Origin of the sequence: Hymenobacter latericoloratus, assembly GCF_014199535.1 — a bacterium.
GTDB classification, from domain to species: Bacteria; Bacteroidota; Bacteroidia; order Cytophagales; family Hymenobacteraceae; genus Hymenobacter; species Hymenobacter latericoloratus.
Map to the genome: position 1 here is coordinate 251,670 of NZ_JACHNV010000003.1, position 13,855 is coordinate 265,524.

Sequence of the window (13,855 nt, forward strand, 5' to 3'; positions counted from 1 at the left end):
GGTGAAATTGTGAGATGGTGAAATGGTGAGTTTGATGTTCTGGCGGCGCGAGTAGCCCGGTAGCCCCAGCGGGGCGGCATATCGGTAGCCGGCCCTACCCCTCTTGTTTAATCAAAACCCCAGCGGGGCGACACATTTCGTTCAACGATTGGGTGTCGCCCCGCTGGGGCTTTGTTGCTTCTATACCCGCTTATTTCTACCGATATGTCGCCCCCGCGGGGCTTGGGGAAATGTACAGGGGTAGGGATGCCCATCGGGGATGCCGCATAATTCGCGCCATTTGCGCCGTCAGAACATCAAACTCACCATCTCACCACCTCACCATTTACTGTCCCAGGGCGGGCACGCCCAGGCCGGCTCCTACCAATTCCTGCTTTACTTCCTGCATCACGCGGCTCTTGAGCTGCAGCACCCCGCGGCGGTAGTCATCGGAGTCGGCCCAGAAATACACGCGCAGGTCGGCGGTGGTGTTGCCGGCTTTTTCCAGGTTGATGTAGGGCGCGCGGGGCGTTTGCTGAATATCCGGAATGGTGCGCAGGTAGTTGAGGATGATGTTAATGGCCTGATCGGGGGTAGCATCCGGGCCCAGGTCCACCGTCACCGTAAACTCCTGGCGCAGGTTGCCGTCGCGGGTGTAGTTGATGAGGGGCTCCTTGAGCACCAAAGAGTTGGGCAGGAAAATGTGCTTGCCATCGAAGGTGCGCATGAGGGTAGTGCGCAGGTTCAGAGCCTCCACGTGCCCGATCAGACCCTTGATTTCCACGGTGTCGTTGATGTGAAAAGGACGATTAAAGGCCAGAATCACACCCGCCAGAAAGTTCTCGGCAATATCCTTGAAGGCAAAGCCCACGATAAACGCCGAAACGCCCGCCGCGCCTACCAGGCTGCCCACAATGCCTGAGAAACCCAGCACATTCAGGGCCACCATCAGGCCCAGCAGCACCATGGCCCACTTGCTGAGCCGGGCCAGAAAATCGGGCAGGAGGGGGTCGTGGGAGCGGCGCCGGAGCCGCCCGCCCAGCAGGGCGCTGGCGCGGTTCGCAATGAAAACAGCCACTACCAGCAGCACAATGGCAATGAGCAACTTCGGCAACACGTACAAGAACTGTTGCCAATAAGTAGAAAGCACGCGGTGCAAATCCTGCATCATGGGAGAGTGGTAACGTGGTACGTGGCAAGAGCCGTAAAGCAAAGCCCCACGGGCAGATGCCAGCGGGGCCGAAACAGGTGGCTATACGAGAAAAAACAGTGCCAGGGTTGAAAATGAGCGCCGCCTCAGGCCTGGGCGGGGCGGTTCATCCAGCGCCAGAACACCAAGCCGCCCAAAGTATAGGCCACCACGTCCAGCGGGTCGGCGGTCATGCGCGGGTTGAAGCGCGGCATAATCAGCTCAAACCACACCGCAATAACCACCCAGCTGGCTACTATCCAGGAGGTTGGCAGCACAAAAGCGGGCTGCCGGAAGTAAAAGCGGCGCATCAGCCAGAGCACCATCGTCAGCTGCAGGGGCAGGTCCACCAGGTCGGCCAGGTGGGAGTTGACGAAGGTGGGCAGGCGCCAGATGGGCCAGTAGCGGTTGACGCACGCGAAAACGTAGAGTCCTACCCCCGTCAGGAACAGCGGGTGCCGCAGCTCCGTGGGCAGCCTCATCCGGCCAGCACCGTTACCAGCCACACTATAAACGCCATAATGGCCGCAAAGGCCAGCTGCCCACCCCGGATGATGTACTTGAAAAAGCGCACCACCGGTCCGTCATCGGGCTTTATTTCGATCAGCATAACCGACGACAACGGCTGCTCCGACAGCTTTTGCCGGGCTTCCTCGCTGGCCACGCGGTAGGGCTCCAGCACCTGCCCGCAGTGCTGGCACCGGTCGGTGGGCTGCTGGCTCCACTCGGTCCAGCGGCCGCAGTGCGGACATTTCTTGGTGGCTGTCATCCTGCTGAGGGGCTTGGTTACAGTTCCATGATGTCCTCGTTCCAGAGCGTCGGCTCGGCCCGGATAAAGTCCTGCATCATCTGCACGCACTCCGGCAGGTTCAAAACCTCCACTTCTACCCCGTGCGACTCCAGAAACTCCCTGGATTCGCCAAAGGTCTGGTCTTCGCCTACTACCACCTTCGGAATTTTGAACTGCACAATGGTACCGGCGCACATGTAGCAGGGCATCAGGGTGGTATAGAGGATGGTGTCGCGGTAGGAGCGTTGGCGGCCGGCGTTGAACAGCGCGTCCATTTCGCCGTGCTTGATAGGGTTGTCCTCCTGCACCCGCTTGTTGCGGCCGCGGCTCACAATCTCGTCGCCGCGGCGCAGCACCGAGCCAATGGGGATGCCGCCTTCTTTGCGGCCCTGAAGCGCTTCGTCAATGGCGGCCTGCATGAATTTGTCCATAAGTCAAGTTTAAATGTAAATGCAAGGTAGAGCGCCCGGCTGTTATTCCGAGCTTAGGCGAGGAATCTGGGTTAGCCTCTTGTGCATAACCCAGATTCCTCGCTTAAGCTCGGAATGACACAGCTACCTGGCGCAGATGCCCTTGTAGGGGCAATACTGGCACTTATCCTGGTCGTCGGTTTTGCGGATAGGCTCTGCGGGGTCGAGGATGCGGTTGACGAGCTGGCTGAGCAGCTGCTCGCTGTGCTGCACGAAATCCTGACCGTCGGCGGTCAGAAAGCTCATGTCGGCCGACATGGGGCCGGCACCGAGGTTGCGGAGGGAAATAATGGCCGCATCGGCGGCGGGGCGGCCCTGCTGGGCCAGCAGGAAGCGGTAGAGCCAGAGCTGCCGCACCTTGTCGGCGGCGGGGGTAGCGTCGGTGAGCAGGCGTTGCACGGCCTCGGCGGGGCCTTCGCCGCGCTTGAGCAGCTGCAGGTGATACTTCTCCACCATACCGGTTTTGTAATCGACTACCCGCAGGCGGCCATCCGGAAACTGGTCCACCCGGTCAGCCTTGCCCAGCAGGCGCACCGGCAGCTTCTCGCCGCTGGGCAGGGGCACGAACACGGTGGCATGCAGCTCCTCTTCCAGCCCCTGAATCTGGAGCGGCAGAGTATCGGGCTGTTCCAGCAGGCTTTCCAGGTAGCGGCGCACCAGCTGCCCGGCCACCTGGCCCAGTACGTGGTTCAGGCCCTCGTCGGCGCGGGCGTGGCGGCCCTCTTCCTCCTTGCGCAGGGCCTTGGCTATCATCACCGGGGCCAGCTTCACAAGGCCCGGAATATCGGCGGCGGTGAGGGGCGGTGCCTGCGCATTTACCGTCTGCCGCCGAATGGTTTGCGCGAAAGGCGTCAGCAGCTCTTCCAGGGCCTCGTGGACTACCGTCCCGAACCCGTCCGGACCCAGGGCTTCCTCTACTTCATCGTTTTCGCGGAAGCGCGCCACCCGCTGGAAGTAGAACTGCAGGCTGCAGTTCAGGTACTGGTTCAGGGCCGTGGGCGAGAGCCCTTTATCCAGCACTTCCCGCAGGGCCAGCAGCATGCCGGCATCCTTTTCCAGCACCAGGTCGGTGGTTTCGGATGAGTTGTCAGTTGCCGGTTGCCGGTTGCCAGTGGTTGGCTGGTGAGGGGTTATTGATTGGCCCCGCTGAGAAGCTGGGTTATATACTGGCCCATCAGCTGGCAACTGATAACCGGCAACTGACAACTCACTGGTAACGGTTAAATTCCGCAGCACAAGGCCGGGGTTCTGCACGGCCAAGTCGTTTTCAATCTGCAGCAGAAAGCGGCTTCGTTCCCCGGTGCGGGTACCTTCGGCGCCGGGCAGAATATGCAGTAGATCTACCTGGCGGGCGCGCTGCAGCAAGCGCCAGAACTGGTGGGCCGTGGCCGATTCGTGGTCGGCGTAGGTGGGGAGCTGAAACGTGGTGAGCACGTCGTAGGGGAACAGGGAGCTGTGACGCTTGGGGGCTGGCAGCACGTTCTCGTTGCAGCTCAGAATAATGATGTGGTCGAAGTCGAGGGCGCGGGTTTCCAGCAAACCCATCACCTGCACATCGGCAATGGGCTCCCCACTGAAGGGTAGGCGGGTGGCCTTCATCTGCTCGTACAGGAACCGCCGGAACGAGCGCACCGACAGCCGCTGCTCCCTGCAGTCAAACACCGAATCGAGGCGCTTGACCAGGGTGAAAAACAGATAGAGGTATTCCGCCTCAATGGCCGAATGCTGGTCCTGGTAGGCCTGTTTCAGCAGGTTGATGAGCGTGTAGCAAGCCGCAATAATGTCGTCGCAGTTGTTCCAGGTGGCAAACAGGGCCTGCAGCAGCTCGTGGCCGCGACCCAGCTCCACCAGCTCCTCGGCGGGCAGCAGCACGGCGTGACGCTTCACAATGGCCCGGCAGACTTTGTCGAGCAGGCCGTGGTATTGGGCATCCTCCTGCTTATCAAGCCAGTGCTGGTAGCGGCGCAGAAAGGGGTGCTGCAGCAGCTTACTCACGGCCAAGTGGTGGTAGCGCGGAATGCCGTAGCCGGTTTCCGGCGAGCCTTCCCGCACGCCCGTCAGGTGCACTTCAAACAGCAGATCCACCAGGTTGAACAGGGGCGTACTCTGGAAGTTGAGGCCCATGGTGACGTTGTACTCCGGCACCGCGTCGAGGGGTAGGCCATGGAGTACAGGCAGCAGCAGGGTTTCGTCGGGCAGCACCACGGCTACCTTGGCGTTGGGGTTCAACCTCCGCGACTCGGCCAGTAGCTGCCCGGCCACTTTGCCCTGCATGGAGGCGTTGGCCACGCCTACAAACCGCACCTCCCGGGGCAGGCCGCGCAGCAGCTCGGCGGGCCCTCCGAAGTTCTCCCAGGGCAAATCAAACAAGTCCTGGTACTCGCGCAGGTGCTGACCGGCGCGGTTAGGCGAGCCGCGCTCCAGATAAAACGCATCGGCATCGAAAAACACCTCGGCCCGGTGGGCCTTGCGCAGCAGCCGAATCAGCCGCTCCTCGGCTTTCGAGAGCAAACCCAGGCCGATGAATACGTGCTGGGGTAGGGCCTCGCCTTTCTCCAGTTTATCCTGCACCCGGTTTACGGCCAGTCGGTAGGCCAGGCCGGGGTAGGCGAGGTGGTTCTGCTCCATGCGGCGGCGCAGGCGGCGGTACACCTTTTCCAGGTCGTCCCAGAAGCGGAAGTAGGCGGCCGTGGTGCTCTGGGGCGAGGGCTCGGCGCCCAGCTCCCAGCGCTCCAGAGCCTTGGCCTGACTCAGGTACTCAAATACTTTCTTAGGCGAAGCCAGGTTCTGGTCGAGGCTGGAAAAGTCCTGCACCAGCAGGCCCGACCACCCCACGAACTGGTCGAAATCCAGCTTGGGGTCGATGTCGCGCAGAATCTCGAACAGCAGCAGCTGCAGGGCAATGGGCTCTTCTACCTGCACGCCGGCCAGCTCCACCATGTAGTCTTCCATGGCCGCAATGCGCGGACTCCAAACGGCCTGGCCTGCTTCGGCCGCCAGGCTCAACTCGTTCTGCAGGTACACCACCGCCCGCCGGGTGGGCACCACCACTACCAAATCCGACAAGTCGCCCGAGGGGCCGTACTTGGCCACCAGCTCGCGGGCCATGCGCGTGAGGAAGGGCGTCGTATCGGGCCGGTTTAGGAGCGGGGCGAGGGTAGGGGAAGCGGGGGCGGTAATCATAGGGGTAAAGATAACGCCGACAAAAGTGGAAACTGTTTCCCGAGAGCGGTCAGTTATTACCTTCGCTGTGTAACTATAAGTCGTTATTCAAGTGAAATTCAGTATCCAGAAAACGATTATTCCAATACCTTCTCGGCTTCCTGTAACGGCAGAGAGTAGGGTGGAGCGTGTATTAACTATAGTTCTGGCAGTAGTTCTTGGTATTCCGGTGCTTCTCGTGGTAGGAATGATAAGCCTGATATTCGGAGGGTTTGTGTGGCTGCTAGAGAAGTTGAAAAAAGTAATGGGCTTGCCGGAAGCAACTGCCTCATCTTCAGTAATAAATTCGCCTCCGCAGAATTTATTTAATAATGAGCAGTTTAAGTTGAGTATTGTGGATTTAGATTTAGATTTAGAAGAGGAAGTAGGGGTAGATTTTTCGGATTGGTGTTATGATACTTTGGGAGCTTACTCGCCTGGAGTCAGCCGGCTGCTTACAACCCCTGAAATTTCTGGCTTGCACGGGCAGCTAGTAGGTACGTTGTGTCGGGAGTGGCCTGATGGTATATTCCTTCAGCTATTTGAGCCTACTATCAGGCAGCCATCGACTGGAACCTCGTGGTTGGTGTATCTGGAATTTGCCACCCTGAGATGGAATAAACTGGAAGAAGTCGGGGGCTTTTACTTATCAGCAAATTACGCTGAGCACGGCCTCTTTGATGGTCAAGATGCTGATGGGGTAGTCATACAGTTTAGGGTAGAGGGTATCGAAGATGCCTTCTTACCTTCTCTTGTTGTTTAGTAAACTATCTATGCCTCACTTCTTGTGGCGCTTTCTGTTTTTGAGCTTGGCACTTGCTACCGCCTGCCAGCCCTCCACACCCACCGAGCAAGTTACTACCCCACCCAACACGCCAAACCCGGTAGAAGCCGAAGCCGTTGCCGCACCGGCGCCGCCCGCTCCCAACACCACCGATTGGCTAAGCCGAACCCTGCCGGGCAGGGCCACCACCGACACTACTTTCCTTATAGATGGGAAGCCGTACCGCCTGCGCCTGAGCGCTACCGCCGACTCGGCCCGCATGCTGCGCATTGCCACCGGCGGCATTGTGGGGCCGGCCCTGGCGGCTGACAGCAACTTCGCCCGCAACCGGCTGGTGGAGGGCCCCACGGGCTACTACCGCATTGCGCTGAGCACGCCGGCGGGCCAGCCCGTGCTGCGCAAAGAATTCCAGAAGCCGGATTTCTACCAAGTGGCCGGGGCCGATATTGTGGTGGTGAGCGAGCCGACGCCGCCCCGGTTTCTGGGCTATTATCCGGAGCTGGGTGGATTGGCGTTCTGGCAGGAAATCGGGATTCCGGGCAGCGACGTGGGTAGCTACATTTTCTACCTGCTGAATCGGCAAGGGAAGGTTCTGGAAATGTCGGCTGGCAACGAGTTCGGGGAAGGTAGCGCCGACTGCGACCCGCTGCCCGCCCCGCGCGGCGGCGCCTTTATCACCTGCGGCAAGCTCCTGCGCGCGGGCCACCCGCCGCTACCCCTGCAAAAACCGCACGCCGACCTCGTGCTGGCCCGTTTCCTCTCCGATAGTACCCTGCTCACTATCTATCAATACGGGGAGTACGTCGTGACAAACGACAGTCTCGGCAACCCGGAAAGCATGGAGTGGCAGGTGCCACCCGGCATGCGTGCCCAGCCTAATGCCTTCGTGCTGAACCTGCAGGGTAGGCAATTGGCGCAGTTCCGGTACGAGGGTTTTGCCAGCAACCTCGGGTATTCTGTGCCCCGCGCCTACGTGCCCGCTACTAATACCTACTACCTGCTGGACTCGGAGCGCGGGCTGCGCCTGCTGCCCGGGCAGAACCCGGAGGCCACGCAGGAAGTAAAATTTAGGCAAATGACTCGGTTTCAACCCCCGGCCCGCCCTTCGGAAATTCGGTTCTTTATTGAGGTGGAAGACGCTCGCTTTGAGTTCTATGCTGAGAAAAACCACCCGGAGCAGCTGCGCTACCGGCGGGTGAAAACGGCCGGGTAGCTACCCGGTGCCAAGCTCCTCCTTAACCCTACCCCCTCCAGCGCACGTAACCCGGTAGCACCAACCACCTGCTATTCTTTTCTGATGGATCCTACCCAACTCAGCCTGGAGCTTCGCCACGGCAAAAGCGCCGACCTCAAACGCCGCCGCTGGATTATCGGCCTCTCCCTGGTGGGCGTAGCGGCCGGCCAGATGGTCAGCCTCTACCAAACCGGCATCATCAAGCACCTGCCCGATCCACCCCTGGACGTGTTTGACTCCGACAAGGTTGATGCCTCGGACTACGCCTACAAACGCCTGGATACGCCCGATGCCCTGCCCATGATTATGACCTATGGCCTCACGGCCACGCTGGCCGGGGCCGGCGGCATGAACCGCGCCGCCCAGCAGCCCCTGCTGCCCGTAGCCATGGGCCTGAAAACCCTGTTCGATACGGTTACCACCGTAAAGCTGGGTAGGGAGGAATGGCAGGAGAACAAGGCCTTATGCTTCTACTGCCAGGTAGCCACCGTCGTTTCTATAGCCTCCGTGGTCCTGGCCATGCCCGAAGCCCTGAAGGGCCTGAAGAAGCTGCTGGGCAAGCGCTAGGCTTTGGTTTGTTGATAAAGCAAAAGGGCCCGTGCTACTACAGCACGGGCCCTTTTGTGTGCCTGTAACCATCTGGAAATATTCTAATGCCCGGCACTTACCACGGGCTCGGCAGCAGCAGCGTCCTGCGGAGCGGGAGCCACGTACGAGGCCAGGGACCGAACCAGCAGCAGCAAGCTCACCAGAATAAGCACCGCACCCAGAATGAACGGGGCCCCGGGAAAATACAGAGGCGCTTTGGGGCCGGTGTAGTAGGAAAACAGGTTGGTCATCAGGGGTGGGCCCACGATGGAGGTCAGGCTCATCAGGCTGGTTAAGGCGCCCTGCAGCTCGCCTTGCTCGTTGGCCGGCACCTGCCCCGAGATGATGCCCTGTAGGGCTGGGCCCGCAATACCGCCCAGGCAGTAGGGTACCAGGAAGGCAAACATCATCCAGCCCTCAGAAGCAAAAGCGAACAGCACGAAGCCCACCGCGTACAGCAGCATGCCCAGAAAAACCGAGCGTTTCGGGCCCAGCTTCGGGTTGATGCGCCGGATCAGCAAACCCTGCACGATGGCCACCAGCAGGCCCAGGGCTCCCAGGGAGTAGCCTACCCAATCTTCATTCCATTTAAACTTCTCGATGACGTAGTACGACCATGTGGACTGGGTGGCGTGGGCCGCCACGTACAGCAGCAGCAGCGAGGCCACCAGCCCGGTAATAACGGGGTAGCGCCGCAGCATCTGCAGGGAGCCGATGGGGTTGGCCCGTGCCCACTCAAACGGCCGCCGCTTGTCTTGCGGCAACGATTCCGGCAGCACAAAATAGCCGTATACCACGTTGAGCAGCGTGATACCCGCCGCCGCCAGAAACGGCACCTGGTGCCCATATTTGCCCAATATCCCGCCCAAAGCCGGCCCGATGATGAAGCCCAGGCCAAAGGCCGCCCCGATCATACCGAAGTTTTGGGCCCGGGTTTCCGGGGTGCTGATGTCGGCGATGTAGGCGGAGGCCGTGGTGAAGCTGGCCCCCATCACGCCCGCAATGAGGCGGCCCGCAAACAGCCACCCGATGCTGGGGGCAAAGGCTACCAGCAGATAATCGAGGCCGAAACCCAGCAGGGAAAGCAGCAGCACCGGCCGCCGCCCATACCGGTCGGAGAGGTTGCCCAGTACGGGCGAAAACAGAAACTGCATCACGGCAAAGGCAAACACCAGCCAACCGCCAATCCGGGCCGCGTCGCTGATGGTGCCGCCGGTCAGGCTGCGGATCAGGGCCGGAATGACGGGTACGATGATGCCAATGCCGATTACATCCAGCAGCAGCGTCAGGAAGATGAAGCCAAGCGCGGCCTTGCGGGGTGTTGCCATGAGAACGAGGGGTAGGGCGAGCGGCAAAGGTAAGTTTTCCGGAAGCCCAATGGCGCTGGGTGCCGCCTAAAACTCCACGACTTCCTGCGTATCAAAATAGTACAGCACGCACCGCACCTGCTCGTAGCCGAGCTGCCGGAACAGTTGGGCGTAACGCTGCAGGGGCTGGCGGTGGTGCGGTTCGGGCGGAGGCGCCTTAAAGTCGATGAGCGTAACCAGGCGGCCGGTGGTTTCAAACACGATGCGGTCGGGCTTGTAGTCCTGCTTGCGCGTGCCGCCCACCAGAATTTCCCGCTCGGCCTCGGCCTCTACCTGGGCGCTAAAGTAGTGGGCCATTCGGGGGTGCTTCGTTACCTCGTGCAAGCGGCGCAGCAGCTCCGGCCGCTCGCGGGTACTCACCAGGCCCTCGGCCACCAGTTGCGCCGCCACCCGATCAATCTCCGAGGCGCGCTTCACCCGGCGCAGGGCGTAGTGCAGCTTACGGTTCCACTCGCGCTGGGCCTGCTGGTCATTAAAGTCGAACACCGTGTTGGCGTGCTGCTTCAGGCGCAGGCGTTCCTCCCAGGGCGTACTGGTCAGATTATGAAGGGGTAGGGAGTTATCGGTAGGAGCTTCCTGGGTTTTGAATGCAGGCACGAAGCCCTGGGCGTCGGCCAGCACGTAGGCCATCTGCTCGTCGTGCCAGTGGCCGGTGCTCAGCAGGTAGCGGTGCAGCAGCTCGGCTACGGTTTTGGCCGGCTCGGGCGGGGTAGGGGCGTCGACGTCCTTCGCGGCTTTCACCGGCCGGGGCTTGCGGCTAATGGCATAGAGGCGGTGCCGGGGTCGGGTAAAGGCCACATACAACATGTTCAGGCCTTCCAGAAACGTTTTTTCAACCTCCTCGGTGTACTGGCCGGCCAGCGGCGTGTGCAGCAGGGCCTGGGTTTGTGGTAGCACCACCACGGCCGGCATCTGGGCCAGCGGCTTGGCGGCCGCATCGGCCAGGCGGCCCCACAGCAAGGTGCCCATGTACGGTTTCAGCGACCAGTCGGCGAAGGGTACAATCACCACGCCGTAGTCGAGGCCCTTGGCTTTGTGCACCGTCGTGATGGTAATGGCGTCGCGGCCGGCGGGGGCGTTGATGCTGAGGCTGCTTTTGCGCTGGTCCCAGTAAGTCAGGAAGTTGTTGAGGTTATTGCCAAAGCGCAGGCTATACTCCAGGGTCAAGTCCAGAAACCGGAAGAGATACTCCTGTTCCGCTTCCCGGCGCAGCAGCCCAAACAGCCCAATCAGGCGCTCGGTCAGCTCGTAGAGGCCCAGGTTGCCGGTTTCCTGCTCCTGCACGTCGTAGCCCAGGGCGCGCAGCTCATCAAAAAACGGCCGCGCCGACTCGTGGTTGGCCAGCGCCGACCACTTGCGGGCCCGCTCGGGGGTAGGGGCCTGGTGGCGTACTACCCTGTCAACGAGCAGCAGAGCCTCGGCCCGGGCCAGCGTGTCGGCGGGCTGGTTGAGCACCCGAAACAAGGCCACCAGCAGGTTCACAACCTCCGCAAACTCTAATGACAGAGAGTCGGCCGAAATAATATCGTAGCCCCGCTCTTTCAGAAACTTGGCTACCCGGCGGCTTTGGTCGCGGCGGCGGCAGAGCACGGCCACGTCCTGCAGGCGGAAGCCATCGGCCAGGGCTTTTTCCACCAGCTGCAGCGTGAGGTAGAGGGTGCTTTCGGTATAATCCAGCGTCTGGCCCGTGAGGTAGCCCGGCAGCAGCGCCGGCGTGTAGGTGCCCAGGGCCGCATCGTAGCGGCAGGCCGGGGCCTCGTCCTCCGTGAACAGCAGCTCCACGTGGCCTCCGGCCTGAGCTGATGCCGACTCCGGGCCCCGCTGCACAAAGGCCGCATCATAAATGCCCTGCACCAGGGGCAGGGCCTCATGGGTGGCACTGACGTGAGTAAAAAAAGCGTTATTGAACCCGATGATGGCCGGGGCCGAGCGGTAGTTGGTGTTCAGGCTGGCCGCCTCCAGGCTCGGGTCGAGGGTTTGGTAGCGCAGGGCCAGCAAGTCGCGCAATTCTTCGTCGGCGGCCTTGTTATACAGGTGCTGGGTCTGGTTCTGGTGCAGACGCAGAATCTGCTCCATTTCGCCACCCCGCCAGCGGTAAATGGCTTGTTTGGCGTCGCCCACGGCCAGGCTGAGCTGCCCGCCGGCCACGGCATTTTCTACCAGCGGCAGCAGGTTGTTCCACTGCAGCACGGAGGTGTCCTGAAACTCATCAATCAGCAGATGCAGATACTTTTCGCCCATGCGCTCATACAGAAACGGCACCGGCTCGCGCAGCACAATCTGGGCAATGCGGCGGTTGAACTCGGCAATCAGCACTACCCCCCGGTCGCGGCTCAACTGATCCACCGATTTGCTCAGCTCGCTCAGCAGGCTTACCTGAAACAGGTAGGGTAGCATGCCCGTCACCAGCAGGTAATCGGGCAGCAGCGTCGCGCGGAGCTTTTCCACCAGCTCGTAGGCCGAGAGCAGGGCCGGCTTCACGGCGTCCACGCGGGCCTTGTCGGCGGCGGTTTTCACCTTGCCGCTGTACCACTTGTCCTGCTCCACGGTGGCCCGCACGTAGGAGTTGGCCTCTTTTTCGGGCTGCAAACGTTCTTCCCACTTGGTGAGGTAGCCCAGCAAGCCGCTGCGGCCCTGGTAGAGGTCCGAGTCGGTTACGCCAGCCGTGTCCACGGCCTCCTGGGCTACCTGCGCTACCTGGCGGAAGGCATCCTCAATCTCGGCTTTGCGCTGACGCAGGGCCTCGTGCAGGCGGCGGTAGTCCTGCATACTCAGCTTCTGCAGTTGCTCTACGGCCTCGTGCACCGGCTCGCTGAGCAGGAACTGCCCGAATTCCACCAGCTCTTCGGGCAGGTTGTTCCAGCTGCGGCCTTCCTCGGCCTTGCTCAGGGCAAAATCGGAAATGGTGCGGGAGAGCAGCCGGGCGTTCGGGTCGCGGTTCACGCGGTCCAGCAGCAGGGCCACGGCGCTCTGCAGCACGGTGGCGCTGTCCAGCTCTACCTCAAAGGTGGCGGGCAGGCCCAGCTCCCGGGTAAAGGCCGTCACGATGCGCTGCACAAAGGAGTCGATGGTGCTGACCGCGAAATCGGCGTAGTGGTAAAGTACCAGCCTAAAGGTGCGCGCTGCCCGCTCCCGCAGCACTTGCTGCCGCTCCGGGGGGGTAGGGAGGTAGGCCAGTTGCCCCTCGGCGGCTAGTTCCTCGGCAATATCGGTCAGCAGCGGGTCGGTTTGGCCTTCCGGCAGTTGGGCAAACCGGCGCAGGGCCCCGATGATGCGCTGCTTCATCTCGCCGGCCGCATCGTTGGTGAACGTAATGGCCAGAATCCGCTTGAAGTACGAGGCGTCATCCGTACCCAGCGCCAGCTTCAGATATTCCTTGGTGAGCTGATAGGTTTTGCCGGAGCCGGCGGAAGAGGAGTAAATGCGGAAGGTGGCGGGCATTGGGGTATTGACAGGGGGTAGAAGACGGATAATCAAGTAGATACCCGCCTCCACGCATCGAAAGACTAATCTTCTTTCTCCGGAGTAGTCACCGGAATCTGGTTTTCGACAACTATTCTGTTGGCACCGGCCCGCTGAATCATAACCTGCTTGCCAACTTCGGCCAGGTTACGGCTCTCGTAAATCTTCATGGCCGTGGAAACGTCAATGGCCTGCCGGGTTTGCTCGTCCAGGTCGAAGGTGAGCGTGATGAAATTCAGGTGTACCCCCAGTGGCTCCAGCGCCTTGTTCGACTGCACCAGCAGGCTGTTCTCAATTTCAGCCTGGTCCAGCTCCACAATATCTTCTGTCAGGAATAAGGCTTTGCTTACGTCGCGGATTCGCTTGTCAATCACCATATTTTCCGCGCCTTCAAACGCGGCCGGGCTGAGGGCCTCGTTGCTGTCTGCCTGGGCGTTGGCTTTGCCCAGGTATTTGGCTTGCCGGATGAAAGCCAGCGGCTTGGTAATCGAATAATCGTAGTCGATGTGCACGGAGGCGCGAACCCGGTCCTTTAGATTGGTTACAAACTTACTGTCGCCTTGCATCGGGAAATTGGGGATAACCACCTTCATATAGCACGGATTCATAGCCCCCTTGGGCACGGCGTCTCCCGCCGGAATCTGGCTCCAGCTCATGCCACAGTCGTCAGATACCAGCACCTGCTGATTTGATTTGGCGTAGCTGCAGCCGGCCAGCCAGCCGGCTGTTAGTAGGGTAGAAAGTGCGCGCATAAAGCCGGAAGTGAAATAAGAGATGAAGTGCATATCTAA

The 13,855-nt window shown here is 60.9% G+C and carries 11 protein-coding genes; 3 read left to right on the forward strand and 8 right to left on the reverse strand.

Features of this window, described 5'->3' with window-relative positions:
• Nucleotides 1-325 precede the first annotated feature (325 nt).
• From GGU46_RS11515 to GGU46_RS11535, 5 genes are all read right to left on the reverse strand, one after another.
• On the reverse strand, nucleotides 326-1,150 hold the full coding sequence (locus GGU46_RS11515) for a mechanosensitive ion channel family protein (RefSeq protein WP_183403691.1): 825 nt from the start codon (nucleotides 1,148-1,150) through the stop codon (nucleotides 326-328).
• A 125-nt stretch (nucleotides 1,151-1,275) separates the two neighbouring features.
• Entirely contained in the window at nucleotides 1,276-1,650 is a 375-nt protein-coding gene (locus GGU46_RS11520) for a hypothetical protein (protein WP_183403692.1), read from the reverse strand.
• Complete coding sequence (locus GGU46_RS11525; protein WP_183403693.1) at nucleotides 1,647-1,937, reverse strand: hypothetical protein; 291 nt, start codon at nucleotides 1,935-1,937, stop codon at nucleotides 1,647-1,649. The genes GGU46_RS11520 and GGU46_RS11525 overlap by 4 nt, the downstream gene beginning before the upstream one ends.
• Before the next feature lie 17 nt (nucleotides 1,938-1,954).
• Nucleotides 1,955-2,389: a nucleoside deaminase gene (locus tag GGU46_RS11530; protein WP_183403694.1), complete on the reverse strand. Its 435-nt coding sequence runs from the start codon at nucleotides 2,387-2,389 to the stop codon at nucleotides 1,955-1,957.
• Between the two features lie 123 nt (nucleotides 2,390-2,512).
• Nucleotides 2,513-5,611, reverse strand: coding sequence for a PD-(D/E)XK nuclease family protein (locus GGU46_RS11535; RefSeq protein ID WP_183403695.1), 3,099 nt, complete (start codon nucleotides 5,609-5,611; stop codon nucleotides 2,513-2,515).
• A 91-nt stretch (nucleotides 5,612-5,702) separates the two neighbouring features.
• Here GGU46_RS11535 and GGU46_RS11540 point away from each other — a divergent pair, with 91 nt between their 5' ends.
• From GGU46_RS11540 to GGU46_RS11550, 3 genes are all read left to right on the forward strand, one after another.
• The gene (locus GGU46_RS11540; RefSeq protein WP_183403696.1) at nucleotides 5,703-6,392 is read left to right on the forward strand and encodes a hypothetical protein; all 690 of its coding nucleotides are present in this window, start codon (nucleotides 5,703-5,705) and stop codon (nucleotides 6,390-6,392) included.
• Nucleotides 6,393-6,402: 10 nt separating this feature from the next.
• Nucleotides 6,403-7,626 carry a hypothetical protein gene (locus GGU46_RS11545; protein WP_184094023.1) on the forward strand — a complete coding sequence of 408 codons (1,224 nt, stop codon included), beginning with the start codon at nucleotides 6,403-6,405 and terminating at the stop codon, nucleotides 7,624-7,626.
• Between the two features lie 84 nt (nucleotides 7,627-7,710).
• Entirely contained in the window at nucleotides 7,711-8,214 is a 504-nt protein-coding gene (locus GGU46_RS11550) for a vitamin K epoxide reductase family protein (RefSeq protein WP_183403698.1), read from the forward strand.
• 83 nt (nucleotides 8,215-8,297) lie between these two features.
• Here the strand turns inward: GGU46_RS11550 and GGU46_RS11555 are convergent, their stop codons facing one another.
• The 3 genes from GGU46_RS11555 to GGU46_RS11565 all read right to left on the reverse strand — a co-directional run bounded on the left by GGU46_RS11555 (nucleotide 8,298) and on the right by GGU46_RS11565 (nucleotide 13,849).
• Nucleotides 8,298-9,563 carry a TCR/Tet family MFS transporter gene (locus GGU46_RS11555; RefSeq protein ID WP_183403699.1) on the reverse strand — a complete coding sequence of 422 codons (1,266 nt, stop codon included), beginning with the start codon at nucleotides 9,561-9,563 and terminating at the stop codon, nucleotides 8,298-8,300.
• Between the two features lie 66 nt (nucleotides 9,564-9,629).
• On the reverse strand, nucleotides 9,630-13,079 hold the full coding sequence (locus GGU46_RS11560; RefSeq protein WP_215906336.1) for a UvrD-helicase domain-containing protein: 3,450 nt from the start codon (nucleotides 13,077-13,079) through the stop codon (nucleotides 9,630-9,632).
• 29 nt (nucleotides 13,080-13,108) lie between these two features.
• On the reverse strand, nucleotides 13,109-13,849 hold the full coding sequence (locus tag GGU46_RS11565; protein WP_183403701.1) for a hypothetical protein: 741 nt from the start codon (nucleotides 13,847-13,849) through the stop codon (nucleotides 13,109-13,111).
• Nucleotides 13,850-13,855: the final 6 nt, after the last annotated feature.